26 protein-coding genes and 1 pseudogene are annotated in these 25,386 nt (G+C 71.1%); 16 read left to right on the top strand and 11 right to left on the bottom strand.

Features of this window, described 5'->3' with window-relative positions:
- Positions 1-52: 52 nt before the first annotated feature.
- Positions 53-1,189, bottom strand: a complete 1,137-nt coding sequence (locus tag HH310_RS37755; RefSeq protein ID WP_169180546.1) for a sensor histidine kinase — start codon at positions 1,187-1,189, stop codon at positions 53-55.
- Positions 1,189-1,785 carry a response regulator transcription factor gene (locus HH310_RS37750; RefSeq protein ID WP_169180545.1) on the bottom strand — a complete coding sequence of 199 codons (597 nt, stop codon included), beginning with the start codon at positions 1,783-1,785 and terminating at the stop codon, positions 1,189-1,191. Before HH310_RS37750 ends, HH310_RS37755 begins: the two co-directional genes overlap by 1 nt.
- Positions 1,786-1,917: 132 nt before the next feature.
- Between HH310_RS37750 and HH310_RS37745 the strand changes: the two genes are divergently transcribed.
- Genes HH310_RS37745 through HH310_RS37730 form a run of 4 tightly spaced genes read left to right on the top strand, consistent with a single transcriptional unit; the run spans position 1,918 to position 7,079 of the window.
- Positions 1,918-2,943, top strand: coding sequence for an iron ABC transporter substrate-binding protein (locus HH310_RS37745; protein WP_169180544.1), 1,026 nt, complete (start codon positions 1,918-1,920; stop codon positions 2,941-2,943).
- A complete protein-coding gene (locus HH310_RS37740) occupies positions 2,940-4,463 on the top strand; it encodes an iron ABC transporter permease (protein WP_169180543.1) in 1,524 nt (507 codons plus the stop codon). The genes HH310_RS37745 and HH310_RS37740 overlap by 4 nt, the downstream gene beginning before the upstream one ends.
- Complete coding sequence (locus HH310_RS37735; protein ID WP_169180542.1) at positions 4,460-5,476, top strand: ABC transporter ATP-binding protein; 1,017 nt, start codon at positions 4,460-4,462, stop codon at positions 5,474-5,476. Before HH310_RS37740 ends, HH310_RS37735 begins: the two co-directional genes overlap by 4 nt.
- A gap of 58 nt (positions 5,477-5,534) precedes the next feature.
- Positions 5,535-7,079 (top strand): M1 family metallopeptidase, encoded by a 1,545-nt coding sequence (locus HH310_RS37730; protein WP_169180541.1) that lies wholly within the window; start codon positions 5,535-5,537, stop codon positions 7,077-7,079.
- Between the two features lie 33 nt (positions 7,080-7,112).
- Here HH310_RS37730 and HH310_RS37725 read toward each other — a convergent pair whose 3' ends face one another.
- Positions 7,113-8,117, bottom strand: a complete 1,005-nt coding sequence (locus HH310_RS37725; RefSeq protein ID WP_169180540.1) for a sialidase family protein — start codon at positions 8,115-8,117, stop codon at positions 7,113-7,115.
- A gap of 120 nt (positions 8,118-8,237) precedes the next feature.
- Here HH310_RS37725 and HH310_RS37720 point away from each other — a divergent pair, with 120 nt between their 5' ends.
- Both HH310_RS37720 and HH310_RS37715 read left to right on the top strand, forming a co-directional pair.
- Complete coding sequence (locus tag HH310_RS37720) at positions 8,238-8,942, top strand: bifunctional 2-polyprenyl-6-hydroxyphenol methylase/3-demethylubiquinol 3-O-methyltransferase UbiG (protein WP_169180539.1); 705 nt, start codon at positions 8,238-8,240, stop codon at positions 8,940-8,942.
- A gap of 8 nt (positions 8,943-8,950) precedes the next feature.
- A complete protein-coding gene (locus HH310_RS37715; RefSeq protein ID WP_169180538.1) occupies positions 8,951-9,322 on the top strand; it encodes a VOC family protein in 372 nt (123 codons plus the stop codon).
- On the opposite strand, the gene HH310_RS37710 is transcribed toward HH310_RS37715, so the two are convergent.
- A complete protein-coding gene (locus tag HH310_RS37710) occupies positions 9,291-9,878 on the bottom strand; it encodes a TetR/AcrR family transcriptional regulator (protein WP_169180537.1) in 588 nt (195 codons plus the stop codon). The genes HH310_RS37715 and HH310_RS37710 overlap by 32 nt on opposite strands.
- 13 nt (positions 9,879-9,891) lie before the next feature.
- Positions 9,892-12,291, bottom strand: a complete 2,400-nt coding sequence (locus HH310_RS37705) for a PEP/pyruvate-binding domain-containing protein (RefSeq protein ID WP_169180536.1) — start codon at positions 12,289-12,291, stop codon at positions 9,892-9,894.
- Between the two features lie 260 nt (positions 12,292-12,551).
- Between HH310_RS37705 and ribA the strand changes: the two genes are divergently transcribed.
- Genes ribA through HH310_RS37690 form a run of 3 tightly spaced genes read left to right on the top strand, consistent with a single transcriptional unit; the run spans position 12,552 to position 14,153 of the window.
- Entirely contained in the window at positions 12,552-13,226 is a 675-nt protein-coding gene (gene ribA / locus HH310_RS37700) for a GTP cyclohydrolase II (protein WP_169180535.1), read from the top strand.
- Entirely contained in the window at positions 13,223-13,699 is a 477-nt protein-coding gene (locus HH310_RS37695; RefSeq protein WP_169180534.1) for a deaminase, read from the top strand. The genes ribA and HH310_RS37695 overlap by 4 nt, the downstream gene beginning before the upstream one ends.
- A gap of 1 nt (position 13,700) precedes the next feature.
- Entirely contained in the window at positions 13,701-14,153 is a 453-nt protein-coding gene (locus tag HH310_RS37690; protein ID WP_169180533.1) for a MarR family winged helix-turn-helix transcriptional regulator, read from the top strand.
- Here HH310_RS37690 and HH310_RS37685 read toward each other — a convergent pair whose 3' ends face one another.
- The 4 genes from HH310_RS37685 to HH310_RS37670 form a co-directional block, all read right to left on the bottom strand.
- Positions 14,154-14,624 carry a GNAT family N-acetyltransferase gene (locus HH310_RS37685; protein WP_312034589.1) on the bottom strand — a complete coding sequence of 157 codons (471 nt, stop codon included), beginning with the start codon at positions 14,622-14,624 and terminating at the stop codon, positions 14,154-14,156. It abuts the gene before it with no gap.
- 161 nt (positions 14,625-14,785) lie between these two features.
- Positions 14,786-16,165, bottom strand: a complete 1,380-nt coding sequence (gene tnpB / locus HH310_RS37680) for an IS607 family element RNA-guided endonuclease TnpB (protein ID WP_169180531.1) — start codon at positions 16,163-16,165, stop codon at positions 14,786-14,788.
- Complete coding sequence (locus tag HH310_RS37675; protein ID WP_169180530.1) at positions 16,162-16,743, bottom strand: IS607 family transposase; 582 nt, start codon at positions 16,741-16,743, stop codon at positions 16,162-16,164. The genes tnpB and HH310_RS37675 overlap by 4 nt, the downstream gene beginning before the upstream one ends.
- Before the next feature lie 67 nt (positions 16,744-16,810).
- Positions 16,811-17,485, bottom strand: coding sequence for a maleylpyruvate isomerase family mycothiol-dependent enzyme (locus HH310_RS37670; RefSeq protein WP_169180529.1), 675 nt, complete (start codon positions 17,483-17,485; stop codon positions 16,811-16,813).
- Between the two features lie 36 nt (positions 17,486-17,521).
- On the opposite strand from HH310_RS37670, the gene HH310_RS37665 reads away from it, so the two are divergent.
- Both HH310_RS37665 and HH310_RS37660 read left to right on the top strand, forming a co-directional pair.
- Entirely contained in the window at positions 17,522-18,046 is a 525-nt protein-coding gene (locus HH310_RS37665; protein WP_169180528.1) for a hypothetical protein, read from the top strand.
- A gap of 1 nt (position 18,047) precedes the next feature.
- The gene (locus HH310_RS37660) at positions 18,048-18,389 is read left to right on the top strand and encodes a hypothetical protein (protein ID WP_169180527.1); all 342 of its coding nucleotides are present in this window, start codon (positions 18,048-18,050) and stop codon (positions 18,387-18,389) included.
- A 38-nt stretch (positions 18,390-18,427) separates the two neighbouring features.
- Here HH310_RS37660 and msrA read toward each other — a convergent pair whose 3' ends face one another.
- Positions 18,428-18,943, bottom strand: coding sequence for a peptide-methionine (S)-S-oxide reductase MsrA (gene msrA, locus HH310_RS37655; RefSeq protein WP_169180526.1), 516 nt, complete (start codon positions 18,941-18,943; stop codon positions 18,428-18,430).
- Between the two features lie 46 nt (positions 18,944-18,989).
- Here msrA and ligD point away from each other — a divergent pair, with 46 nt between their 5' ends.
- Together ligD and HH310_RS37645 are read left to right on the top strand one after the other, a co-directional pair.
- Positions 18,990-19,925 carry a non-homologous end-joining DNA ligase gene (gene ligD, locus HH310_RS37650; protein ID WP_312034584.1) on the top strand — a complete coding sequence of 312 codons (936 nt, stop codon included), beginning with the start codon at positions 18,990-18,992 and terminating at the stop codon, positions 19,923-19,925.
- A 61-nt stretch (positions 19,926-19,986) separates the two neighbouring features.
- The gene (locus HH310_RS37645; protein WP_312034583.1) at positions 19,987-21,855 is read left to right on the top strand and encodes a hypothetical protein; all 1,869 of its coding nucleotides are present in this window, start codon (positions 19,987-19,989) and stop codon (positions 21,853-21,855) included.
- Here HH310_RS37645 and HH310_RS37640 read toward each other — a convergent pair.
- On the bottom strand, positions 21,852-22,634 hold the full coding sequence (locus tag HH310_RS37640) for a GNAT family N-acetyltransferase (protein ID WP_169180524.1): 783 nt from the start codon (positions 22,632-22,634) through the stop codon (positions 21,852-21,854). The genes HH310_RS37645 and HH310_RS37640 overlap by 4 nt on opposite strands.
- 97 nt (positions 22,635-22,731) lie before the next feature.
- Between HH310_RS37640 and HH310_RS37635 the strand changes: the two genes are divergently transcribed.
- The 3 genes and pseudogenes from HH310_RS37635 to HH310_RS37625 all read left to right on the top strand — a co-directional run.
- A complete protein-coding gene (locus HH310_RS37635) occupies positions 22,732-23,292 on the top strand; it encodes a dihydrofolate reductase family protein (RefSeq protein ID WP_169180523.1) in 561 nt (186 codons plus the stop codon).
- Positions 23,293-23,335: 43 nt separating this feature from the next.
- On the top strand, positions 23,336-24,241 hold the full coding sequence (locus HH310_RS37630; RefSeq protein ID WP_169180522.1) for an NADP-dependent oxidoreductase: 906 nt from the start codon (positions 23,336-23,338) through the stop codon (positions 24,239-24,241).
- A 5-nt stretch (positions 24,242-24,246) separates the two neighbouring features.
- Positions 24,247-24,987: pseudogene (locus HH310_RS37625) on the top strand (class I SAM-dependent methyltransferase); the annotation flags it as partial.
- Positions 24,988-25,386 lie beyond the last annotated feature (399 nt).

Below are 25,386 nucleotides of genomic sequence, written 5' to 3'. Positions count from 1 at the left end.
GAACGGTCGCCCCGCACGGGTGCAAAACCCGCCCGGATCGGTTGCAGAACGGTTAGAGGTCCACCGTCACCGTCGTCCCGGCCGCGGACGAGTCGATGCGCATCCGGCCGCCGGACGCGCGCACGGAGTGCTCCACCAGCCGCAGACCCACGTGCCCCGGCGGACGCGCCGCGGCCGGCGAGAAACCGCACCCGTCGTCGGCGACCACCAGCCGCCCCCCGGACGCCCGCACGGTCACCTCCGACGCGCCCGCGTGGCGGACGGCGTTGCGCAGCAGCTCCCCCGCGATCCGGTGCATCGGCACCGCCGCCGCGCTGCGCACCGGATCCACGACGATGGTCACCCGCGGCGGCGACCCGGAAGCCACCGCGCTGATCTCGGCGACCAGCCGGTGCAGGGCCGCCGCGCTGATCGGCTCGTCCGGGACCAGCTCGGACAGCAGCGTCCGCAGCGAGCGCACCTCCCCCGCGATCACCCCGTGCGCGCGGGCCACCAGTTCCGGCCGGCCGGTCTCCAGCAGCAGGCCGCTGCCGGCCAGCGACGGGATCACCCCGTCGTGCAGGCGGCGGGCCAGCTCACGGCGGGTCAGGTCGGCCGCGGCCAGGCCGTAGCGCGACACGTCGGCGAACCGGCGGGCCATCATCAGCGACAACGGGACGGTCGCCGCGGCCAGCACCAGCAGGCCCAGCAGCACCACCGGCAGCAGCACCGCGGTCACGTGCGCGGTGGTGCCGGCCACGTCCACCGGCACGTACAGCTCCAGCCGCATGTCGTTGCCGGCCGGGTCGTGGAAGTCGAAGAACGCCTCCATCCGGGAGCCGGGCAGCGCCAGCTCGTACCGGTGCGCGGCGTCGTGCGGCACGGCCTGCACCACCAGCATCGGGACCGTGCTGGTCAGGCCCACGACGCGCGGCTCGTCGGACGCCACGATGGTGGCCCGGCCGCCGGACACCCGGAACACCTTGACGCGCTGCACCTGACCGGCCGCGAGGTACGGGCGCAGGTCGGTGAGCAGCGCCGCGGGCGCGACCGGCCGGGTCAGCACCGCGGCGGCGATCCGGCCGGCCGAGCCGTGCGCCTGCCGGGCGGCGTCGGCCTTGGCGTACCGCCAGACCCCGAGGGTGACCAGCGCCCCGACCAGGACCAGCACGATCGCGGTGAGCAGCAGGTGGCGCGCCAGGACGCGCATCAGTACCGCGCCCCGGGGTTGATCAGGCCGAGCCGGCTCGCGGTCACCACCGCGTCCAGCTGGGTGCGCACCTCCAGCTTGGCCATCAGCGCCTTGATGTGGTCACGTGCCGTGTAGACGGAGATACCGAGCGTGGCGGCCAGCCGGGTCGCGTCCTGCCCACGGCCCAGTTCGCGCAGCACGTCGTACTCGCGCGCGGTCAGCGCCACCGGGCTCTGCCGCAGGTGCGGCGCCACCACCGGACGTGCGGGCGAGCCGAGGCGTACGGCGGAAATGATCTCGGCGAGACCGGCGTCCTTGGCCAGGAAGGCGGCGGCGCCCGCGTCGAGCGCCCGGGCGGCCAGGTCGGCGCGGGGATGGGCGGTGAGAACGACCACCTTCCCGTACGCCCCGAGGGGTTCCACGAGGTCGAGGCCGCTACCGTCGGGGAGGTCGAGGTCCACGATCGCGACGTCGAAGCCGACCGCCGCCGCGCGGGCCAGGGCGTCGCGCACGGTGCAGGCGATGCCCGCGCAACTCATGCCCGGCTGGGTGTCGACGGCGAGGGCGAGCGATTCGGCGAACACCCGGTGATCGTCGACGAGGAGCACCTTCACATCCCGAAATCTAGGGAGCCGAGGGGCCATAAGGGAAGCCTAACCTTTCTTCGTCACACCGAAGTCCCCCGAAGTCCCCCGAAGATCACGAAGATCACGAAGATCACGAAGATCAAGGTTCAAGGAGCCCTCGTGCGCCGTTCCCTAGCCGCTCTGGCCGCCGCCACCGCCGCGGCACTGCTCGCCGTCGCCGGATGTTCGTCCGGCTCCGACAGCGCCTCGGCGACCACCAAGGCGGACAAGCCGACGCTCGTCCTCTACAACGCCCAGCACGAGGACGTCGGCAAGGCGTGGGCCGACGGATTCACCAAGGCGACCGGCATCAAGGTCGACGTCCGCAATGGCAGCGACTTCGAGATGGCCAACCAGATCGTCGCCGAGGGCAAGGCCTCCCCCGCCGACGTCTTCATCACCGAGAACTCGCCGGCGATGTCGCTGCTGTCCAGCAAGAGCCTGTTCGCGCCGGTGGACGCCGCCACGAAGGCGCAGGTGCCGGCCCGGTACGCGTCCAGCGCAGGCGACTGGGTGGGCGTGGCCGCACGGTCCACCGTGTACGCGTACCACACCGGCGCGCCGATGCCGAAGTCGATCCTGGATCTCGCCAAGCCGGAATGGAAGGGCAAGTTCGGCATCTCGCCGAGCGGTGCCGACTTCCAGGCCATCGTCAGCGCCGTCTACGCGGTCGAGGGCGACGCGGCGGCGACCACCTGGCTCAAGGGCATCAAGACCAACGGCAAGATCTACCGGGGTAACACCGCGATCCTGCAGGCCGTCAACGCCGGGCAGGTGCAGGGCGGCGTGATCTACCACTACTACTGGTTCAACGACCAGGCCGACGGCGGCAAGAACAGCAACAACACCAAGCTCGAGTACTTCGGCCACCAGGATCCCGGCGCGTTCGTCAGCGTCTCCGGCGGCGGCGTGCTCAAGTCCAGCAAGCACCAGGCCGAGGCGCAGCAGTTCCTCGCCTACATGAGCGGCAAGACCGGCCAGGAGATGCTGTCGGCGGGCACCGCCATGGAGTACTCGGTCGGCAACAACGTGCCGGCCAACCCCAAGCTCACCCCGCTCGACCAGCTCGACTCCCCGAACGTCGACCTGAACACGCTGAACGGCCCGAAGGTCATCTCCGAGATGCAGCAGGTCGGCCTGCTGTGATCTCCCGCGTCGCGGCGGCGGGCACCGTTCGGTACCCGCCGCTGAGGCTTGCCCTGGCGGCGGTGGTCGGCCTGCTCAGCCTGGTCCCGCTCGGCTACGTGGTGGCCAGCGTCGCGTCGGCCGGATCCGGGATCGGCGACCTGCTGTGGCGGCCCCGCGTCGGCGTGCTGCTGGTGCACACCGTGCTGGTGGTCGGGCTCGGGTCGGCGGGCTCGGTGCTGGTCGGCGGCGCGGCGGCCTACCTGGTCGAGCGGACCGGCCTGCCCGGGCGCCGCGTCTGGACCGCGGTGCTGGCCGCGCCCCTCGCCGTCCCCGCGTTCGTGATCAGCTTCGGCTGGTCGTCGTGGCAGCCCGGGTTCGCCGGGCTGCTGCCCTGCGTGCTGGTGTCGACGCTGGCCTACTACCCGCTGGTGTTCCTGCCGGTCGCGGCCGCGCTGCGGGGCCTGGACCCGGCCGTCGAGGAGGCCGCCCGCGCGCTCGGCGACGGCCCGGTGCGCACCTTCTTCCGGACCGTCGTGCCGCGGCTGCGCCCGGCCGCGATCGGCGGCGCGCTGCTGGTGGCGCTGCACCTGCTGGCCGAGTTCGGGGCGATCCAGCAGCTTCGCTACGACACGTTCACCACCGCCATCTACGACCAGTACCAGTCGACGTTCGACGGTTCCGGGGCATCCGCGCTGGCCGGCGTGCTGGTGCTGCTCTGCCTGCTGGTCCTGGGCGGCGAGGCGGGCCTGGCCGGGCGGCGGCGCACGGCCCGGATCGGCGGCGGCGCGGCCCGGGTCAAAACCGCCAGGACCAATCGTTTCCGGTACGCCGCCCCGCTGCCGTTGACGGTGATCGTGGTCGCGTCCCTGGGCGTCCCGGCCGGCGTCGTCGTCTGGTGGCTCGTGACCAGCACGTCCACCGCGTTCCCGGCCGCGCTGCTGGCCCGCACCGCCGGCTCGACGGTGCTGCTGTCCGCCGCCGGCGCCGCGATCACCACCGCGCTCGCGCTGCCGGTGGCCTGGCTGGTCGAACGCCGTCGCGGGCTCGCGCCGAAACTGATCGAGCGGGCCGGGTACGTGGGGAACTCGCTGCCCGGCATCGTGGTCGCGCTCGCCCTGATCACGATCGCCATCCGGTACGTGCCGTCGCTGTACCAGAGCACCGCGATGCTGCTCGCCGCGTACTCGGTGCTGTTCCTGCCGCTGGCCGTGGTCAGCCTGCGCGCCTCCTTACGCCACATCCCGCCCGAGCTGGACGACGTGGCCCGCTCGCTGGGGCTGCGCCCGGCCGGCGTGCTGTGGCGGGTGACCGTGCCGCTGGTCGCACGCGGCGCCGGGGCGGGGGCGGCGCTGGTGTTCCTGGCCGTGATGACCGAGCTGACGGCGACGCTGCTGCTCGCGCCGATCGGCACGAACACCCTCGCCACGCAGTTCTGGTCGTACTCCTCAGAGCTGCACTACGGCGCCGCGGCGCCCTTCGCCCTGCTGATGATCGTGCTGGCCGCGCCGGCCACCCTGTTACTGACGAGGCGGGCATGAACGGACTCGAAGTCAAGGCCCTGACCAAGTCGTACGGGGCTACCACGGTGCTCGACGGGGTCGACCTCACGGTGCCGGCCGGTGGGTTGACCGCGGTCATCGGGCGCTCCGGCGGTGGCAAGACCACGATGCTGCGGCTGATCGCCGGCTTCGACCGGGCCGACTCGGGCAGCATCAGGATCGGCGACCACCCGGCCGACGGGCTGCCGCCGGAACGCCGCCGGATCGGCTACGTCACCCAGGAGGGCAGCCTGTTCCCGCACCTCACCGTCGCCGGGAACATCACGTTCGGGCTGGGCTGGCGGGATCGGCGGCGGCAGAGCCGGGTCGGCGAGCTGCTCGAACTCGTCGGGCTCGGGCAGGCGTACCGGAAACGGCAGCCGCACCAGCTCTCCGGGGGTGAGCAGCAGCGGGTGGCCCTGGCGCGGGCGCTGGCGCGGCGGCCCGACCTGGTGCTGCTCGACGAGCCGTTCTCGGCGCTGGACGCCACCCTGCGCGGCACCACGCGGCGGGCGGTGCGGGCCGCGCTGGCGGCGACCGGGACGACGACCGTGCTGGTCACCCACGACCAGGACGAGGCGCTGTCGATCGCGGACCGGGTGGCGCTGCTGCGCGACGGGCGGATGGTGCAGGAGGGCACGCCGATGGACGTGTACCGGGCGCCGGTCGATCCCGCGGTGGCGGCGTTCCTCGGGACGGTGTGCTCGCTGGACGCCACCCTCGACGGGGACGAGGCGGACACGGTGCTGGGGCGTCTGGGGACGCCGCTCCGGGCGTACGGGAAGGGAATGGTGCTGATCCGGCCCGAGCAGATCGTGCCGGCCGCGGACGGGCTGGCGGCCATCGTGGAGGGTGTCGCGTTCCACGGGCACGACGGGCTGCTGACGCTGCGCGCGAAGGACGCCACGCTGGTGGCGCGCTGGGCCGGTCATCTGCTGCCGCGGCCCGGCGACGAGGTGCGGATCGCGGTCGAGGGATCGGCGATCGCGAGCTTCCCGGACACGGTCGGCTGACCGGAGCTGACCGAATCGGGGTAACTACATATTCGAATGTGTTCTAGGCTCGGCGGTCATGGAAGCTGTAACGCGCACGTTTTCAGCCCGCCTGGTGGCGGCCGGTGCGGTCGCCGTCCTCGGCGCAGGGGTCGCGGCCGGGCCGGCGTACGCCCACGGGCACGACCACGCCACGCCCGGCGCTGCCGGGGTGGGAGACCGGCTGTATCCGCTGAACGGCAACGGCGGATACGACGTCCAGAACTACGACTTACACCTGACCTACCCGAAGAAGGACCCGGCGCAGCAGGTCACCGGCGACGTGACCATCACCGCGGTCGCGACGCAGGATCTGTCCCGCTTCGACCTCGACTTCGGTGGCGACTCGCTCGCCAAGGTGTCGGTCAACGGCCGGACCGCCAAGTTCAGCCGCGACGGTGACGAACTCGTCATCACGCCGAGCCGCTCGCTGGACAAGCACAAGAAGTTCACGGTGACGGTGTCCGGATTCACGGCCACCCCGATCGCCCCCGACGCGGACTCGCCGGTCGGCTTCGTGGTGACCCCGGACGGCACCATGCTGGCCGGTCAGCCGTCGTCCTCGCACAACCTGTTCCCGTCGAACGACCACCCGCGGGACAAGGCCACCTACACGATCACGCTGACCGCGCCGGTCGGCTGGACCGGCACCGCCAACGGTGTGCTCGTCTCGACGAAGACCAGCCACGGCTACCTGTCCTCGACGTACCGCGAGAAGAACCCGATGGCGAGCGAGCTCGTCCAGGTCGCCGTCGGTGACTTCGTCGTGGTCAGCCGCCCGCCGGTCAACGGCGTCCCGATCCGCGACGTCGTCCCGACCCGCCTGAAGGATGAGCTCCTGCCGCTGTACGCCGACGAGCGTGCCGAGATGAAGTGGATGGAGAGCAAGGTCGGCAAGTACCCGTTCGAGAACTACGGGTCGCTGGTCATCGACGGGGACCTGGGCTTCGCGCTGGAGACCCAGACCCTTTCCCTGTACGACACCTCGTTCTCGGGGTACCCGTCGTACATTCTCAACCCGATCCTGACGCACGAGCTGGCCCACCAGTGGTTCGGGGACAGCGTCGCCCCGTACGAGTGGAGCAACGTGTGGCAGAACGAGGGCCACGCCACCTGGTACGAGGTTCTCTACGCGTACGAGACCGGCACGCTGCAGCAGTACGCCGGTGTCGCGACGCTGGAGGATTACTACAAGAAGGTGTACGCCCGCGGTGACGTCTACCGGCAGCGCTACGGTCCGGTCGCGCACCCGCTGAAGGCCGACTCCATCTGGGACGTCTTCAACCCCAACGTGTACGACGGGGGTGCGCTCGTCCTGTACGCCCTGCGCCAGCAGGTGGGCGACAAGAAGTTCCAGCAGATCGAGACGACCTGGGTGCAGAAGTACAAGGGTGAGTCCAAGTCCTCGGACGACTTCATCGCCCTGGCCTCGAAGGTCTCCGGCCAGAACCTGACGTCGTTCCTGCGGGCCTGGCTGTACGACGCGAAGACCCCGCCCATGCCCGGTCACCCGGACTGGACGGTCACCCCGGTCGCGACGGCGCCCGCCAGCGCCGCCGCCCCGATGGTCGCCCGCGCCAACTGAACCGATCGAAGGGTCCCGCCTCGGCGGGGCCCTTCACCCTCGGTAGTGGTCCGTCTCGGTGAAGATGCCGACGACAGTGCGCTTCGGGATGTCGAAGCCCAGCGTCAGGAAACGGCCGGGCGCCAGCTCCACACTGGACGGGTTGGCCTGGTCGGGGTGGCCCGAGTCGTAGATCTGCACGTCCGGGTACCCGTCCCAGGTCTCCAGCGGTCGCGTGATCAGACGGCCCACGGTGTCGCGGTGCTCGGCGAAACGGTGCGACAGATCGCCGTACGTGAGCAGCACCTCACCGGTGCTCAACAGCAGCGCGTGATGCGACGAGGCCGGCATGCCGGTCGGCTGTGCCTCGCTCCACGTGTGACCGCCGTCGGTCGAGCGCGCCAGATACGCACGGTCGGCGGTGGTGCGGATGAGGGTGACGAGCTGACCGTCCAGCACGGTCAGGGTCGGCTCCTGGAAGTGGATGGTCTCGTCCTCGCCCAGCAGCACCTCGCTGGCGGCCGGCCAGGTGCGGCCGCCGTCGGTGCTGCGGACCACCGTCGCCCGCGCCAGCGTCCGGCCGGGCAGCTTTCCGTAGATCGGCATCAGCAGGTCGCCGCCGGGCAGCTCGGCGGCCGCGCCGTGCGAGCAGGCACCGCCGTCGCCGGTCGACGCCGTCCCCACCGGTGCGGCCTCGCTCCACGTGCGGCCGCCGTCGGTGCTGCGGCGCACGAACGTTCCGTGCACGGTGTGTCGCGGCTTGGTGCCCCAATCGATGACGAAATAGCTCAGCAGCAGCGTGCCGTCGGCGAGCCGGGCGAGTTTCGGATCGCGGTCGTCCCACGGCCCGTCGACCGCGACGCGGGGCTCGTCCCAGGTCTCGCCGCCGTCACCGCTCTCGACGACCAGGATCCGGCCGTCCGCCCGGACGTGACCGGCGCTCTCCCGGAAGGCCGCGAGCAACCGGCCGTCCTTCGCGTCGGAGAGGTGCACGACATCTGGAAAGTGTGCCTGAAGACCCTGCCCGGCCTCGGCTACGGTGGTGATACGGGTGGGCACCGACCCTCTTTTCCGGTGTGTTCACACCAGGTAATTGCATGCATTTCGCTCTCACGGCATGGGTGAGCCTATCGCCGGGAATCTGTACGGCATCGCTGCCCCGCGGACGAGGAGACGCCAGTGCGACACGACGAGGTGACCAAGCTCGCCGCGCTCGAGGACCGCCACTGGTGGTATGCGGAGCGCCGATCGCTGGTGTCGAAGCAGCTCAAGCGGCTGGGTCCGCCGAAGCCCGGCGACCAGGCGCTGGACATCGGCTCGGCGGCCGGGGGCAACTCGGCGGTGCTGGCACGGCATGGCTGGTCCGTGACGGCGGCCGACCTGTCGACGACGGCGGTCACCCTGGCCGCGTCGCGGGGCATTCGGGTGGTCAACTCGGACATTACGCGTCTTCCCGTCAAAACCGAAAGCCTCGGCCTGGTCACCGCATTCGACGTGCTGGAGCACGTACCGGACGACAAGAGCGCGATCGGCGAGATCTACCGGGTGCTGCGCCGCGGCGCCACCACGCTGATCACGGTGCCGGCCTCGATGTCACTGTGGAGCCAGCACGACGTCGCCGTCGGTCACGTCCGCCGCTACAGCCGCGCGGAGCTGATCTCCCTGGTCGCCGGCTCCGGCCTGCGGATCGCCGACGTGTTCAGCTGGAACGTGCTGCTGCGCCCGATCGCCGCGTGGCGCCGCCGCCAGTCCACCGGCAGCGACCTGGACCGTCCCGCCGCCGTCGTCAACGCGGGCCTGCGCGCGATCGTCGCCGCCGAGCGGGTCCTTCCGGTCGGCCGGATGCCCGGCGTGAGCCTGGTATTGCGCGCCCACAAGGCATAGTGAGGCGCATGGGCGTCTCGCTGCACCACATCGTGATCGATTCGCGCGACCTGCCGGCCCAGGCCCGGTTCTGGTGCCAGGTGCTGGATTGGAAGGTGCTCTCGTCGCGGGAACGGGAGATCGTCATCGGGAGCGACGTGGACGCTCCGGTCGGCATCTGCCTGATGCCGGTCGACGATCCGAAGACGGTGAAGAACCGCGTGCATCTCGATCTCACCCCCGGTCCGGACGGCCGGGACGCCGAGGTGGAGCGTCTGCTTTCCCTTGGCGCGCGGCGGGTGGACGTCGGTCAGACCGGCGCGGAGTCGTGGACGGTGCTGGCCGATCCGGAGGGTAACGAGTTCTGCGTCATCCGTCCGAAGCGGACACTTGTCGGCTGAACAGCAGGTCCAGGTGGGCGTCCAGGGCGGCCAGGGCCTGCTGCTGGGTGTACTGGCCGCTCAGCAGGTACATGCCGAGGCCCTCCATCAGCGCCAGCACGCCCGCCGCATTCTCGTTCCGGCCGCGCGGCAGCAGGCCGGCGACGAACTCGACGAGCTGCGCGGTGTCGGTGCGCAGCGACGGCTCGGTCGCCGGACGCACCGCCGTGTACGCCAGGAACGCCAGCGCCACCCGCCCGTCCTCGCGCCCCGCGTCGTCGAGTGGCAGCACCGCCGCCAGGAACGTGCGCAGCAGCAGCCGGGGCGCCGGGTCCGGGCCGAGCCGCGCGACCGCCTCCCCCACCCGTTTCTGGCCGCGCTCCCGGACGACCGACAGCGCGAATCCCATCATCTCGTCCTTGGTCCGGAAATAGTGCTGCACCATCCCGGCCGACACACCCGCCTCGGCCGCCACGTGCCGCAGGCTCACCGCTTCGAGGCCCTGCTCGGCGGCGACCCGCATGAGGGCGTCCGCGATCAGCGTCCGCCGCTCGTGGTGATCGACCTTCTTGGGCATGGCGACGATCGTTTCACAGGGCCGGCGTCACCGTTCCGGACGCGCCGTCCACGGTGATGACCTGGCCGGTGACGATCCGGGTGGTGGCGCCGGGCACGCTGATCACGGCCGGGATCCCGTACTCGCGGGCCACCGTCGGCCCGTGCGCCATGATGGCGCCGGTCTCGGTGACCAGGGCGGCCGCGGTCAGGAACAACGGCGTCCAGCCCGGGTCGGTGGTCGAGGCCACGAGGATCTCCCCGGGTTCGATGTGGGCGGCGCCCGGGTCGTCGATCACCCGCGCCGGTCCGGTCACCCGCCCGGCGGCCGCACCGACCCCCTTGAGCACGCCGCCCTTGTCGTCCCCCGCAGGCAGCGTCGCCTCCACGTCCGTGCCGTCGGACAGAATCGCCACCGGCACCGCCTTGCGCCGCAGCTCCCGCCGGTGCACGGCCTTGCGCGCCGCGACGAGCTCGGTCTGATCGGCCCCGTCGAGGGCCGTCGCGACCTCATCCAGCGTGAGGAACATGATGTCCCCGGCATCGCCGAAAAGCTCCGACCCGATCAACAGCAATTGCTCCCGTACGGCGTGCAGCCGGTACAGTCCGGCGAACTTCCCGGCTTCGCGCAGTCCGGCGAGCTTCCGGGCCCGGCGCAGCAGAAAGATCGCGAGCCGCCCGCGTACCGGACGTCGCTTTTTGACCCGCGCGGCCAGCTCCTCGAGGGCGGTGGTGGCCGCCCGGGCCGCGGCCGCGAACCGCCGGTCGGGCGCCTGTTCGGGGTCGGTGATGCGCAGGTAGTTGGCGATGACGGCGAAGACCGGCGCGGGGTCCTCGGCCCAGCGTGGCACCCCGACGTCGGCTTCGGCGGCGCCCCGATGCCCGTACCGGGAAAGGAAAGCCCCGAGTCCGATGTCCGGCAGCGTGCCGGCGAGATAGCCGACCGCCAGCTCACCCGGCGGGGTGTGCAGCAGCAGGTCGCGGTGCGGGGTGGCCGCCGCGGCTTCGGCGAGGTGCCACAGCGCGAGGTCCATCTCGATGGTGACGTTGTGCGGGACGCCGCGCGGCACCGCGTGAATCTCATCGGCCGTGGCAACGCCGTTGAGCAGCGAGGCGGGCAGCGCCGACGCCAACATGCCGGCGACGATCGGCCAGGTCAGATCATCGGCGGCCGCGTCGCCACCGGCCGTGCCGCCGCCGGCCGTCGCGGCTCCGCCGACGTTGTCCCGGACGAAGGCCAGCCGCTCGGCCGCCGTGCGCAGCCCCTCGGGCGCCGCCGAGCCGATCCGGAGCCGTTCCACCGCGTCGAACACCCGCACCCGCGCCGCGTCCGGCCTGGCGAGGGCCCGCACGATGCCGCGCAGCGCCCGCACCGCCGCCCCGAGTGACGCATCCCCCGGGCGGCCTTTGCCCGCCGTGGCGTCCGGCGCGAACCGCGGGTCCTGCAGGATGTGTTCCATCACCGCTTGCGCCCGCGGCCCGAAGTCCACCGCCATGAGCTTGACGAGCCGTTTGCGCGCCGCCGGCCGCCGGGCCATGTCGGTCAGATCGCCGTAGAGCCGCCCGCCGATGTCCACGATCTCCACGCGCATCCCGAGCGAGGCGACCATGGCCGCGACGACTTGCTGGAGTGTCGACATCCCCATCGGCGTGACCGGCCGCAGCATCCCCTGCACGTTGCCGAACTCGAGGTAGACGCGCAGGTCCTCCCTCTGCGGCGGCAGCGGGAACAGCGTCGTGATGGGCCGCGACTGCAACAGCCACAACCCACCGTCGCGGTCCACCGCCCACTCCACATCCTGCGGCACCCCGAAGTGCGCCTGAACGCGCTCCCCCGCGCCGCGCAGCGCAACGCGCCACCCGTCCTCGCCCCCGGTCGCGGGCAGGATGAAGTGCCGCACGTTCTCGCGGCCGTCGACCACCGCGGTGCCCAGCCCGGCCGCCGCGTCGACCAGCATCTCGGTGCGGTTGCCGGTCAGCGGGTTCGCGGTGAACAGCACGCCCGCGGTCGCCGCGTCGACCATCCGCTGGACCACCACGGCCATGCGCACGGTCGCCGGGTCGATGTCGCGGGCGTCGCGGTAGGCCGACGCCCGGCCGCTGTGCAGCGACTCCCAGCACTTGGCGATCGCCGCGAGCAGCTCCTCGTCGCCGGTCACGTTCAGCAGCGTGTCGTGCTGGCCGGCGAAGCTCGCGTCCGGCAGATCCTCCGCCGTCGCGCTCGACCGCACCGCCACCGGGCCGCCGCCGAGCCCCGCGTACGCGGCCAGCACCTCGGCCGACGGGATCACGCCCTGCCGATACGCCTCGGTCGTGACGCAGAAGCCGTCCGGCACGCGCTCGCCGGAGCGGATCAGCTCGCCGAGGCCCGCCGCCTTGCCGCCGACCAGCGGAACCAGCCCGGCACGCGCCTCGGACAGGGGTATCACCAGCACGTTTCCCACCCCACTATGCAATACGACTGCATTGCATAACACCGTACCCGGCTTCGCAATGCAAGTGCAACGCATCCACCGGACCCATCAACCTGTGTTATGGATCGCCGCCGGGAACAGGGCCCGCGGCATACGGCGTTAACGCGCCGGGGCTTGGAACGGGAGGTGGCGTGACGTACGACATCGAGATTGTTATTGAAGTTTCAAAGTCAACCGCCGACTCTTATTACTGAAAGTTCAACAACCTGACGGAGGTTGGCATGACGGCTTCGATCAGCGAGGAGACGACGCTGGAGGTTCCCCCGGCATCGGTACGCACGCGCGTCGCCGTTCCGCTCAGATTCCCCGACGGATACCGGACGAAGGCGGACGTTTTCACCTTCACCGGCCTGGTCGACGGTCGCGAGCACCTCGCGCTCGGCCTGGGCGACTGGCAACAGGCGCTGCACGACGCCGCGGGACCCCTGGTCCGGCCGCACAGCGAATGCCTCACCGGCGACGTGTTCGGCAGCGAGCGGTGCGACTGCGGCCCGCAGTTACGCGAGGCCGCCGAGCGGATCAGCCAGACCGGTGGATTCCTGCTCTACCTGCGCCAGGAGGGCCGGGGCATCGGCCTGTACGCCAAGCTCGACGCGTACGCCCTGCAGGACAGCGGCCTCGACACGTACGCGGCGAACGTCGCCCTCGGCCACGGCGAGGACGAGCGTGACTACACTGTCGCCGCGCAGATGCTCCAGGCCTTGGACGTCGACCGCATCCGGCTGCTGAGCAACAACCCGGACAAGGCCGTCCAGCTCGACGCCCTCGGCGTGACGGTCACCGACCGCATCCCGACCGGCGTGCACCTGACCGGCGCGAACGGCCGGTACCTGGCCGCCAAGCGCGACCACACCCACCACACACTTGACCTGCCCGAGGGATACGACGCGGCATGAACACAAAGGAAATCGACCGCAGGCGGCTGAAGGCGGCCATCGAGCTCTCCCGGCTCTCGCCGCCCGCCGACTCGCACTACGCGGTCGGGGCGGTGATCACCGACGCGAACGACAACGTGCTCGCGACCGGCTACACCGCCGAGGGAGACCTGCACAATCACGCCGAGGAGGCCGCGTTAGCCAAACTCGCCGGCCGTGACCTCGACCTGTCCGGCGCCACCATCTACACCTCGCTGGAGCCCTGCACGATGCGCAAGTCGCGGCCGGACACCTGCACCGAGCTGATCGTCGCGGCGGGCATCGGCCGGGTCGTGCTCGCGCTGCGGGAACCGTCGGTGTTCGCCGACTGCCACGGGGTCGAGGACCTGACCGCGGCCGGCGTCGAGGTGGTCGAGATGCCCGAGCTGGGACGCCTGGTCGCCACGATCAACGGCCACCTGCTCGCCCCGGCCCCCACCGCGGACGCCGCCTGACATGGAACCGAACTGGCTGGAGGAGGACGAGCTCACGACGTGGCATCACGTGGTGCAACTGTTCATGCTGCTCCCGACGGCCCTCGACCGCCAGCTCCGGGACGAGGCCGGCATTCCGCACGCGTACTACATGATCATGGCGATCCTGAGTGAGCAGCCTGATCGCTCGATGCGGATGACCGAGCTGGCCAAGAACACCGGGACCACCACGAGCCGCCTCTCGCACGCGGCCGCGACGCTGGAGGAGCGTGGCTGGCTGCGGCGGGAGGCGTGCGCGTCGGACAAGCGCGGCCAGACCGCCCGGCTCACCGACGAGGGGATGGCGGCGGTCGCGGCGGCCGCTCCCGGGCACGTCGCCGAGGTGCGCCGGCTCCTCTTCGACCACCTCTCCCCCGACGAGAACGAGCAGCTCCGGGCGATCCTGGCGAAGGTGCTGCCCACCCTCAAGGCCTGATCAGCCGCAGTAGGTGAAGACCAGGTGCCGGTACGCGGCCATCGACGAACTTTGGACGAGCCAGCATCCCGGCAGTACGCCCGGACGGGTCACCGACCGCACCAGCGCCAGGGCCGCCGCGTTCTCCGCCTCGGTCTCCGCCTCGATGTGCCGCACGCCCGCGTCGATGCACCGCCGGACGAGGCCGAGGACCAGGCGCCGGCCGACGCCCCGCCCCTGCCACTCGTCCGCGATCATGATGGCCATGTCGGGCGGCCCGCCGCCGGGCGGCCGGACGCACTCGGCCAGCCCGACGATCTGTCCGCGGTGGACCGCGGACTGCCGCAGCGACGGCCGCATCAGGCTTTTCACGTAGGACGGTGGCAGCGAGCGGGTACCGGTGTGAAAGCGCCGGGACAGCGTCCCCGTCGAGAACAGCGACTCCGCCGATCGGAGTCTTTGGAGATCGCCGGCATGCCACGGCCGGGTCACCAGGTGTGAGCCCACGCCACCCGTGACGACCGTTACGGCCGAAGGTTCACCGTATGTAACGCACGTCTCAGGTCCGGGCGTGGCAGGGGCACGCGGCCGCGACCGGGACTCCGGCCGGCGCCGGGGCGCCGCCGAGTCAGTGGTGCCACTACCGTTACCTTTCAGTGCTCTCTGGTGAGAGCATGATTCGCAGTCCCGCCTTGCGGTGGGGCGGTCCCGGTCTGACCGGCTGGTGCCGTGCCGGGTTGACGCTTCACGGCCACCTGCCCGCGTACGCGGGTCTTCTGGTCGGCTCCACGTCCAGCCACCGAGCCACTCCCGGCGGTGTCGAACTCGGCCGCGAGTGTGGCCAGGTTGAGTGCGGCGTTGAGGTCGCGGTCGATGACCAAGCCGCACGCCTGACAGTGGTACACACGCTCGTTGAGGGCGAGTTTGGTTTTCACCGCGCCACATGCTGAGCAGGTTTTCGAGGACGGGTACCAGCGGTCGGCGACGAGTAGCCGGCCGCCGTTCCATCCGGTCTTGTACGCCAGTTGGCGGCGGATCTCGGCGAAGCCGGCGTCGGCGATGTGGCGTGCCAGTTTCCGGTTGGCGAGCATGCCGGTGACGTTGAGGTCTTCGACCACGACGGTGCCGTGTTCGGCCGCGAGGCGGGTGGTGAGTTTGTGCAGGTCGTCACGGCGCAGGTTGCTCACGTGGGCGTGCGCGCGCCCGAGTCGGGCCGCCGCCCGTTGCCACCGTTTCGACGGACGCCGGCCGGTTCGCCGGTCCGGGCCGCTCTTACGCGACAGCGCCCGGGCGAGCATCCGCATCCGCTGCAGGGCGGTGATCAAGTGACGCGGGTTGGCGACCAGTTCCCCGGTGGACAGCACCGCGAGATGTTTGATCCCGACGTCGACACCGACGATCGAGCCCGGCCGTGCCGGGCTCAGCTGCGCGCGCTCGACCTCGACGGTGAACGACACATGCCACCGTGCTGCGTCACGCCGCACCGTGGCGGACATGATCCGCGCGGTCGCGTTGTCGAGACGACGGGCCAGTTTGCGGGCCGACTCGTGCAGCTTCAACCGGCCCAGCCGGGGCAGCACCACATGCATGCGATCGGGTTCGACCCGGATCGCTCCGGTCGTAAACCTCACCGAAGCGGTGCTGCGGCGACGCGACTTGAACCGGGGAAACCCGACCCGGCGTCCGGCGCGTTTACCGGTGCGGGAGTCGGCCCAGTTCTTCAACCCGCGCGCCAGGGCGTCCAAACCCGTATTGAACGCCTCCTTCGACACCTCGCCCCACCACGGCGCGACCTCGGGCTTCGCGGTGTTCCATGCCTTACGCAGGCCTGCGAGCGACCAGGACAGAGACGGCGTCAGCAACTGCTCGGGCACACCATAGGAGCGTTCCGCAGTCCGCTGCTCCATCACGGCCTTGACCTTCGCGAGCGCCCAGTTATGCGCGACGCGGGCCGCCCCGGCATGCGCCAGGACCTCGCGTTCCTGGCGCGGATTCAGGTCGAGGGCGAACCGGTACGCCTGGATCGTCTTCACGCCGGGGCGCTCTCGGTGACGGCCTCGACGGCCCGGCGGACACGCTTCGCAGCGCCGCGGCGGCCGTAGAGGCGGGCACACAACGAGGTCAGGATCTCGGTCACGTCACGGACCAGGTCGTCATCGAATTCGGCCGCATCGACCACCAGCAGACGGCGCCCCTGCGCGGTCAGCGCCGCCTCGACATACTCGGCGCCGAACCGGGCAAACCGGTCCCGGTGCTCGACCACGATCGTCGACACCGCCGGGTCCCCCAGCAACGCGAGCAACTTCTTCCGATCACCGTTCAGTGCGGACCCGACCTCGGTCACCACCCGGTCCACGCCGAGCTTCTGGCCGGTGGCCCACATGGTGACCCGGGCGACCTGCCGATCCAGGTCCAGCCTCTGATCGGTCGATGACACCCGGGCATACACCACAGTCTGCCCGCCGCCGGTGGTCACACCGGTGACCGGCTCCCCCACCATGATCAAGCGACCAAGGCGGTAAGCGGGAACAGGCAATGTCCCGGACTCGTAACGCCGACGTGCCGTCGCATACGAGACTCCCGTGGTCGCCGCCCACTCCTTCAAGTTCACAATGCCGACTATAGCCGACTAATGAGCACTAATGACAACCAACATGCCAGCAGTTGCTACTCTCCGATCAGGACACCAGCGGCCCGCGCAGCGCGGCACGGGCGGCGTCGTGGTCGCCGTTCAGCGTCGCCCACGGCATCGGGCGGCGACCCCACAGCGCCAGCAGCAGGTCGGCCGCAGTGCCGGTCAGCTCGGCGACCGGCTCGCCCGGCCCGAGCACCCAGGAGTCCCCGAGGTCGGTGGCGGTGAACCGGACCGCCGCCGCGGGCGGGGTGGCGCGACCCTTCTTCACCTGGCGCGGCACGAAGACCTCGATGACCTCGGCGATCCCGTCGCCGCACAACGTGGCATCCAGCTCGGCGGGCCGGACCAGCGCGTGCTGGGCGTCCCAGCGGTGGATGAGCGTCTCCAGGCACCGCCGCCGGCGCCAGAACGCGACGGTGCGCGGCGGCGCGAACGTCCAGGCCTCGGTCCCGGGGTCGATCTCCAGGGTGCTGGTCAGGACGCGAACCGTGTCGGCGAACCAGGGCGCGATGTCGTCCGGCGCGAGCGGCGCTTCGTAGTCACCGCGCCGCTCACGAACCGCGGTGGCCGCCCACAGGTTGCCCCGCCCGAGGTGTTCGGCCAGGTCACGCAGGTCCCAGTCGCCACAATGCTCGATCGGCACCGAGAGGTCGTCGCTCAGACAGTCCTGAAAGGTGGTCAGTTCGCTGCGGAGAAGCGCCAGGTAATCGAGCTCCATGACTGGACTGTAGTCAAGCAGGCGCATACTTCGCTGGTGCGCGTGTGGCTGGAGACGCTGCGGGCAGCCTGGTCGGTCGAGCCGGTCAGCATCCGTTCGCCGCGACCGTTCGATGAGGTCGTTCGCCGGCTGGGCAGCGGCACGGTGATCGCGAGAGCCCCGGACCGCGCGGTGATCCGGCTGCGCCCCGCTGCGCGGAAAGTGGCCGCCGTGTGGTCACCGGTCCTGCGCGGCCGGCTCGTCCCCGATCGGGCGGGCAGCGACGGCGACAGCCGCGGGTGCAGACTGGACGGTGTGATCGGCTGCGAGCCGGAGCAGCGCGCCCTCTGGCTGATCTGGCTCGGCGCCATCGCGCTGGCCGTCGGGATCATGGCGGTATCCGCCGTTAACTACGCGGTCAGTGGGCACGGGCGGGACGCGCTCGACAGCGTCGGTCTGGCCACCGCGGCAACGGCCATCGCCCTGATCCTGCCCGCTTGCGTCGCCTACAGTTACCGGCGGCGCAGGGGACAAACCGCCTACCTGCGCTCCCGGATCACCGCGCTGATGGAGGTGGATTGACGTGCCCGCGTGGTGGGACAAACTGGTTGGTGAGCGGGTCAGTGTCCGTTCGCCGATTCCGTTTCCGGAGGCCGTCCGCTGGCTCGGTGCCGCCGTGACCGAGGCGTCCCCGCAGCGCGCGACGATCCGGCTGCGCAGCACCGCGCCGACCCCGAACTCGCGGGACCTGCCGCCGCCGGTGTTGCGGGGCCGGCTCGTCCCGGACGGCGCCGGATGCCGGTTCGACGGGGTCATCGTGCTGCTCGGCCATTCGAGGCGGGCGCGGCAGGTCGGCTACCTCCGGTCGTGGATCACCGGGGCGCTCGCCGTGCCGTACTTCGGGGCACGCCGCACGCAGGACTGATCCTGGTGCGGGTGCACCGGCGTACGGGGGAAAGAATCTCAGGCCGTGGCGACGTCGCGCTTCGGCAGCACCCAGCCCGGCCTGGGGAAGTGGCAGGTGTAGCCGTCGGGGAGGCGCTCCAGGTAGTCCTGGTGCTCGGGCTCGGCCTCCCAGAACGGGCCGGCCGGCTCGACCTCGGTGACCACCTTGCCGGGCCACAGACCGGAGGCCTCGACGTCGGCGATCGTGTCCTCGGCGACCCGCTTCTGCTCGTCGCTGGTGTAGAAGATCGCCGACCGGTAGCTCAGCCCCACGTCGTTGCCCTGCCGGTTGCGCGTGGTCGGGTCGTGGATCTGGAAGAAGAACTCTAAGATCTCCCGGTACGAGGTGATCGACGGGTCGAAGACGATCTCGATCGCTTCGGCATGCGTGCCGTGGTGGTAGTAGGTGGCGTTCGCGACGTCGCCGCCGGAGTAGCCGACACGTGTGCTGATCACGCCGGGGCGGCGGCGGATGAGTTGCTGCATGCCCCAGAAGCAGCCGCCGGCCAGGATGGCGGTCTCGGTTTGGCTCATAGCGCAACGCTACCTGCCGTGCCTCGCGCGGGTGTCCAATGGTTTGGTGGGATTTCCCGACCCGGTGCCCCCGATGCTGGCCACGCTCGGCACGCTGCCCAGCGGCGGCGGCTGGGCATATGAGTATAAATGGGATGGCGTGCGGGCCGTCGTCTACGTGCAGGGCGACGACGTGCGCATCCTGAGCCGCAACGAGCGGGACGTCACCGCCGCGTATCCCGACATCGCGGACACGATGCGCGGCCTGGGCACCATGATCCTGGACGGCGAGATCGTCGCGCCGGACGCCGACGGGCGGCCCTCGTTCGCCCGCTTGCAGCGCCGGATGAACGTGCACGAGCCGAGTGTGGCGCTGATCTCCGGTACGCCGTTGCACTACAACGTGTTCGACCTGCTCGGCCTGGATGGCACGTCGCTGCTGGCGGCGCCGTTCAGTGAGCGCCGCGCCGGGCTGGAGTCGCTGGCCGACGTCCGGGTGCCGCCGTCGTTCGTGCTCGACGAGGCCGGGCCGGTGGTCGCCGAGTCACGCAAGCGCGGCCTCGAGGGAGTGGTGGCCAAGCGGCTGGACTCCCCCTACTCCCCCGGACGCCGGTCGCCCGACTGGATCAAAGCCCCCTTCATCCGTACGCAGGAAGTGGTGATCTTGGGGTTCAAGGAGGGCGAGGGTCGCCGGGCCGGCACGATCGGCGCGCTGCTGGTCGGTTTGTACAGAAAAGGCAAGCTTTCGTACGTCGGTGGGGTGGGCACCGGCTTCACCGACTCGGCGCTGCGGGCGCTGCAGGACCAGTTGACGCCGCTGGCCGTGGCCGAGCCGGCTGCCGACGACGTGCCGCGGCGCGACGGGCGCGGGGTGACGTGGGTGTCGCCGAGCGTGGTGGGCGAGGTCGAGTACCGCAGCTTCACCCAGGACGGCCGGCTGCGGCACTCGTCGTGGCGTGGCCTGCGACCCGACCGGAACCCGTCCGAGGCGAAGCTCCCGTAGGTGGTTGCTCCCAAGAATGAAGCGGCGTAGACATAGATAGCCACCGCTTCGAGGAGTGCCCGTGCGTCGTCGGCTCCCGCTTCTGGCTGTTTCCGTCCTGATCCTCGCCGTTCCCTCCGTCGCCGTCGCGCATCCCGTCGAGGCGGGACTCCTGCCGTTCCCCAGCAACCGCTTCACGGTGCCGGACCGGACCAGCCCCACCGGGCTTCGGGTGCGTTTCGGGGCCTCCGCGCTGCCGGCCAATGTGGCCGGCAAACACATCGACCCGGCCGAGTGGAACCGGCAGGACGGCTTCAGCCCGGGCACGCCGATCCTGGCTCAGGTCCCGGATCTCGATCCGGTGGCCAGCGGCATCGCGCCGGTCACCGACATCGGACGCTCGCTGGCACCGGACGCGCCGATCGTGCTGCTGAACACGCGCACGTGGGAGCGCACGCCGTACTGGGCGGAGCTGGACGCCCACGCGACGAGCCGGCCGCTGCTCATCGTCCGGCCGGCGGTGGCGCTGCGCGAGGCGACGCGTTATGTCGTGGTGCTGCGGGGTTTGCGCGACCACCACGGGACGTTGATCCGCGGGCACTCGCCGGTCGACCTGCGGCGGGCGAGGATCGACACACGCGAGGTGTATCTCGCGTGGGACTTCACCGTGGCGAGCGCTGCCGGGCTCACCGGGCGGGTCCTGCGGATGCGCGACGACGCGTTCGCGAGGCTGGGCAAGCGGGCACCGGCGTTCACGGTCAGCCAGGTCACGTCTTTCACCGCGGAGCAGGATGCCCGTATCGCGCGGCAGGTGCGCGGGACCGTGACCGTGCCCAGCTATCTCACCGGGGACGGCGGTCCCGGGTCACGACTCCACTATGGATCATCCGCGCCCGGTGCGCTGCCCACGTCGCCGGGTGGGTCGCTCGCGGCCGACTTCGTCTGCAACATCCCGCGCAGCGCCAGTGCCAGCCGGCCGGCGCACCTTTCGCTTTACGGGCACGGGCTGCTCGGCGCGCCCACCGAGATCAACGCGGGCAACGTCAAGGACATGTCCCAGGCGTACGACTTCATGTTCTGCGCCACGAGCTGGATCGGTCTGTCCTCGGCGGACATTCCGTTCGTCGCGCAGACGTGGACCGATCTGAGCACGTTCCCGGCGGTGCCCGACCGGTTGCAGCAGAGCTTCCTCAACTTCCTGTTCCTGGGGCGGGTGATGCTCGCGCCGGGCGGGTTCGCCGCGAACCCGGCGTTCCAGGACGCGGACGGGCGCAGCCTGCTGGATCGCGCCGGCGGGATGCACTACGACGGCAACAGCCAGGGCGGGATCAACGGCGGGGCGCTGACCGCGATCGCCCAGGACTGGACGCGCTCAGTGCTGGGTGTGACCGGCATGAACTACAGCACGCTGTTGCAGCGCAGCGTCGACTTCGCGCCGTTCCAGCAGCTGATGGATCAGTCCTATCCGGACAAGACCGACCAGCAGCTGATTCTCGCGCTGATCCAGATGCTGTGGGACCGCGGCGAGGCGAACGGGTACGCGCAGCACCTGACCTCGTCGCCGTTGCCGCATACTCCGGTGCATCAAGTGCTGATGCACGTGGCCTTCGGCGACCACCAGGTGTCCCCCGCGGCGGCACAGGTCCAGGCGCGGACCATCGGGGCCCGGCTGCATACTCCCGCCCTGGCGCCTGGTTGGTCCGACGAGGCGCAGCCGTTCTGGGGAATCAGACAGATCCAGAAATATCCGTATCGTGGATCGGCGCTGGTGGTGTGGAACAGCGGTCAGGCATTCGCGCCACCGCCCACGAACCTCGCCCCCAGCGGGCCGGAGTTCGGCACCGATCCGCACGAGTTCCCGCGCGCGCAACCCGAGGCGCAGCAGCAGAAGGCGACGTTCCTGCTCACCGGAAAGGTGGTCGACGTCTGTTCCGGCGGGCCGTGCCCTTAAGGGCGCCAGACCCACGGGGTGGTCGTGCTGACCGCGTGCAGGCCGAGGCGCTGCAGGATGGGGGCGCTGTCGGTCGAGGCGTCCACCAGGAGGTATTTGATGCCCCGGGCGGTGGCCGTCTGGGCGCGGCGGGCCACCAACGCGCGGTAGATGCCCTTACGACGCCACCCCGCCAAGGTGGAGCCGCCCCACAACGCCGCGAACTCGGTGCCGGGCATGATGACCAGCCACGCCGCGGAGACGACCTCGCCGCCCGCCTCGGCGACCAGCACGACGATGTTGTCCGGGGCGGTCTCGATGCGGTTGTGCAGGTCGTCGGCCAGCCACGACCAGTCCTGCGACCACACCTCGGACTCCATCGCCGCGATCCGGCGCAGGTCGGCCGGGTCGGTGGTGGCGCGGATCGTGACGCCGGCCGGGGTCTCGCCGGCCGTGATCAGATCGGCGGCCAGGCCGACGACCACGGTCTCCTCGTCGTCCGGAGTGAACCCGGCGAGGCGTAAGCGCTCGGTCAGGTCGGCGCGGTCGTGGCGGTACGTCTTCCACTCGACGGCCTGGTCACGCGCGGCGAAGCGGTCACGCAGCCGGATGATCAGCGCGTCCAGGTCGTCGCCGTCGAGGGTGTCCAGGTCGCGAGCGAAGATGAAGCCCTGCGTGGGGGTGGTGATCTCCAGGGCGGGGCCGTCCCACGACGGGGTCCAGCTGGACGGCAGCCGCGCAGCGATGGTCCCCCGGACCTGCGCGTCGTGCAGGGCCAGAAGTTCGTTCGGTGTAGTCATCGCGGCGCAGCATGTCATCGGCTGCGGGCGATCGGCAAGCAGTGCAGAATTTTCCCAGCCGGCTTGACGGTACGAGCGCGTTCAAGGAGAGCGAACCATGCGAAAGATCATCTACTGGGTGCACGCGTCGGTCGACGGGTTCATCGACGGGCCGGACGGTGAGTTCGACTGGCCGGTGATGGGTCCCGAGCTGTCCGCGTACTCCGAAGGGCTCGACCAGCACGTCGACACCCTGCTGTACGGGCGGCCGGTGTGGCAGATGATGGTCGGGTTCTGGCCGGACGCCGAGGCGGTCTCGCAGGACCCGCACACGCTCGCCTTCGCACCGTTCTGGCGGGCCACCCCGAAGGTCGTGTTCTCCCGCGGCTACCCCGGTGACGAGTGGACCGAGCGCGTGATCCGGGACGACCTGCTCGCCCAGGTGACCGCGCTCAAGGAGCAGCCGGGCGAGGACATGCTGCTCACCGGGGGCTCCGGCCTGGCCGCCGCGCTGACCGATCTGGGCCTGGTCGACGAGTACCACATCGCCGTGCACCCGGTGGTCCTCGGCGGCGGCCGCAAGCTGTTCGCGGATCCGAAGCACCGCCTCAACCTGCGGGCCGCCGAGTCCCGCCTGCTCGACGGCGGCGTGGTCGTGACCAGCTACCAACTCCGCTAGGCCCACCCTCCTCGTAGGATGTTCGAAACAGAGGGAGGCGTCTATGCGTGCGGCGATGGTCACCGCGTTGGGCGGGCCGGAGGTCCTGACGTTGGTCGAGCGGCCCGATCCGGTGCCCGCGAAAGGCGAAGTGATCGTCCGGGTGCGGGCCGCGTGCGTGCATCCCGCCGACATCGCCGCGCGGGTGGGGCAGATTCCCGGGGGCCCGGTGCCGCCGCCGTTCATGCCCGGCTGGGACATCGCCGGCGAGATCGTCGCGACCGGCGCCGAGGTGACCGAGTTCGCCGCGGGTGAGCAGGTCGCCGGGATGATCCCGTGGTATCTCACGCGCGGCAGCATCGGCGCCTACGCCGAGCTGGTGGCGGCGGATCCCGACTGGCTGGTGCCGATCCCGCCCGGCCTCGACCCGATCGCCGCGGCCACCGTCCCGCTCAACGGCCTCACCGCACGCCGCGCCCTGGACATGATGGCCCTCACCGAGCCCACCGACGTGCTGGTGACCGGCGCGAGCGGCGGCGTCGGCGGCTTCGCGGCGCAACTCGCGACACAGCAAGGGCATTCCGTGTACGCCTCGGCCACGCACGACGACGAGGACTGGGTACGCGGCCTCGGCGTGCACACGGTGGTCCCCCGATCGGCCCAGTTACCGACGGCCACGGTCGTGCTCGACGCGGTGCCGCTCGGCGAGCCGGCCGGTGCCGCGGCCCGCCCCGGCGGGGTACTGCTGAGCACCCGCCCGACCCCGCCGGTCGACCCCGCCAAGCGGGTACGCCAGGAGGTGGTGCTCGTGCAGCTCGACCGCCCCGCGCTGCGCCAGCTCCTCGAGTCGGTGGCCAAGGACCAGCTGCGCACGAGGGTCGCGGCCACGTTCCCGCTGGCCGAGGCGGCCGAGGCCCACCGGCGCTTCGAGGCCGGCGCGGTCCGCGGCAAAATCGTCCTGGTCCCGTAATGGCCGGCGCCCGTCTGTACGACACCATCGGAGCGACCTACACCACGACCCGCCGCACCGAACCACGGATCGCCGCCCAGGTCTGGCACGCGCTCGGCGACGCGCGCACGGTGCTGAACGTCGGGGCCGGCACCGGCTCCTACGAGCCGGCCGACCGCGACGTCACCGCCGTGGAACCGTCATCGCTCATGCGTGCGCAGCGTCCCGCGGGCGCGGCGCCGTGCGTGGCCGCCGCCGCGGAGAGCCTCCCGTTCGAGGACGGGTCCTTCGACGCCGCGATGGCTTTCGCCACCATCCACCACTGGCAGGACCCGATCGCGGGCCTGCGCGAGATGCGCCGGGTCGCGCGCCGCGTCGTCGTCTTCACGCACGACACGACCGAGGCCGGCTGGTTGCAACGGTTCTGGCTCACCCGCGACTACCTGCCCGAGGTCCGCGCCCTGATCGCCGGCCGGCCGTCGCTGACCGAGCTGGCGAGCGCCGTCGCGGGCCGCCTGGAGCCGGTGCCCGTCCCGTGGGACTGCGTCGACGGCTTCTTCGAGGCGTACTGGCGCCGCCCCGAGGCGTACCTGGAAGAGCAGGTTCGGCGGGGTGTGTCGGTGTGGTCGAAGGTGGGGACGGAGGCGGAGCGGCGGGCCGTGCGGCAGCTCCGCGACGACCTGGTCTCAGGCCGCTGGGCCGACCGCAACCACGACCTGGTCACCCTCGAGACGGCGGAGCTCGGCCTGCGCCTGATAGTGGCGTGACTCAGCGGCCCGGGCGTTCGCCGGCGCCGAGCCGTCCGTCAGCCATCAGCGCCCCGGTCATTCTGGGCGAGAAGCAGGGTCGCCAGCCGGTAAATCTCAGCCAGCGTTGCGCCGACGTCACCGTCGTCGGACGGGTATGTGTCGTTGATGCTGCCCATCCCGGATCTGGCGCACACAACGTGCGGTAGAGGTGGTCGCGGGTGCGGAGAGCAAGGACGGCCAAGGTCATGACCCAGGCCGGACAGGAAAGCTGAGCCGCTCCGCCTCCGCGGCGGCCAGCGGAGGGGTCGGCTCTGCCGATGCAGCCCAGGTCGTTTCGTAGCCCGGCGGCCCCGATCGCAGCGTGGTGGCTCAGGACGGACATTTGCCGCGCGCCGCCGGGCGGGGCGCTGCAGCCGG

This window comes from Actinoplanes sp. TBRC 11911 (assembly GCF_012933445.1).
In the GTDB taxonomy this organism is placed as follows: Bacteria; Actinomycetota; Actinomycetes; order Mycobacteriales; family Micromonosporaceae; genus Actinoplanes.
Note: the sequence above shows the minus strand (reverse complement) of the source record. Positions and strands in the feature narration are given on the sequence as shown.

Coding starts and splice junctions, on each gene's coding strand:
- HH310_RS37755 (WP_169180546.1), bottom strand. CDS start 1,189: ATGCGCGTCCTGGCGCGCCACCTGCTGCTCACCGCGATCGTGCTGGTC.
- HH310_RS37735 (WP_169180542.1), top strand. CDS start 4,460: ATGAACGGACTCGAAGTCAAGGCCCTGACCAAGTCGTACGGGGCTACC.
- HH310_RS37730 (WP_169180541.1), top strand. CDS start 5,535: ATGGAAGCTGTAACGCGCACGTTTTCAGCCCGCCTGGTGGCGGCCGGT.
- HH310_RS37715 (WP_169180538.1), top strand. CDS start 8,951: ATGGGCGTCTCGCTGCACCACATCGTGATCGATTCGCGCGACCTGCCG.
- HH310_RS37710 (WP_169180537.1), bottom strand. CDS start 9,878: ATGCCCAAGAAGGTCGATCACCACGAGCGGCGGACGCTGATCGCGGAC.
- ribA (WP_169180535.1), top strand. CDS start 12,552: ATGACGGCTTCGATCAGCGAGGAGACGACGCTGGAGGTTCCCCCGGCA.
- HH310_RS37695 (WP_169180534.1), top strand. CDS start 13,223: ATGAACACAAAGGAAATCGACCGCAGGCGGCTGAAGGCGGCCATCGAG.
- HH310_RS37690 (WP_169180533.1), top strand. CDS start 13,701: ATGGAACCGAACTGGCTGGAGGAGGACGAGCTCACGACGTGGCATCAC.
- HH310_RS37670 (WP_169180529.1), bottom strand. CDS start 17,485: ATGGAGCTCGATTACCTGGCGCTTCTCCGCAGCGAACTGACCACCTTT.
- msrA (WP_169180526.1), bottom strand. CDS start 18,943: ATGAGCCAAACCGAGACCGCCATCCTGGCCGGCGGCTGCTTCTGGGGC.
- HH310_RS37640 (WP_169180524.1), bottom strand. CDS start 22,634: ATGACTACACCGAACGAACTTCTGGCCCTGCACGACGCGCAGGTCCGG.
- HH310_RS37635 (WP_169180523.1), top strand. CDS start 22,732: ATGCGAAAGATCATCTACTGGGTGCACGCGTCGGTCGACGGGTTCATC.
- HH310_RS37630 (WP_169180522.1), top strand. CDS start 23,336: ATGCGTGCGGCGATGGTCACCGCGTTGGGCGGGCCGGAGGTCCTGACG.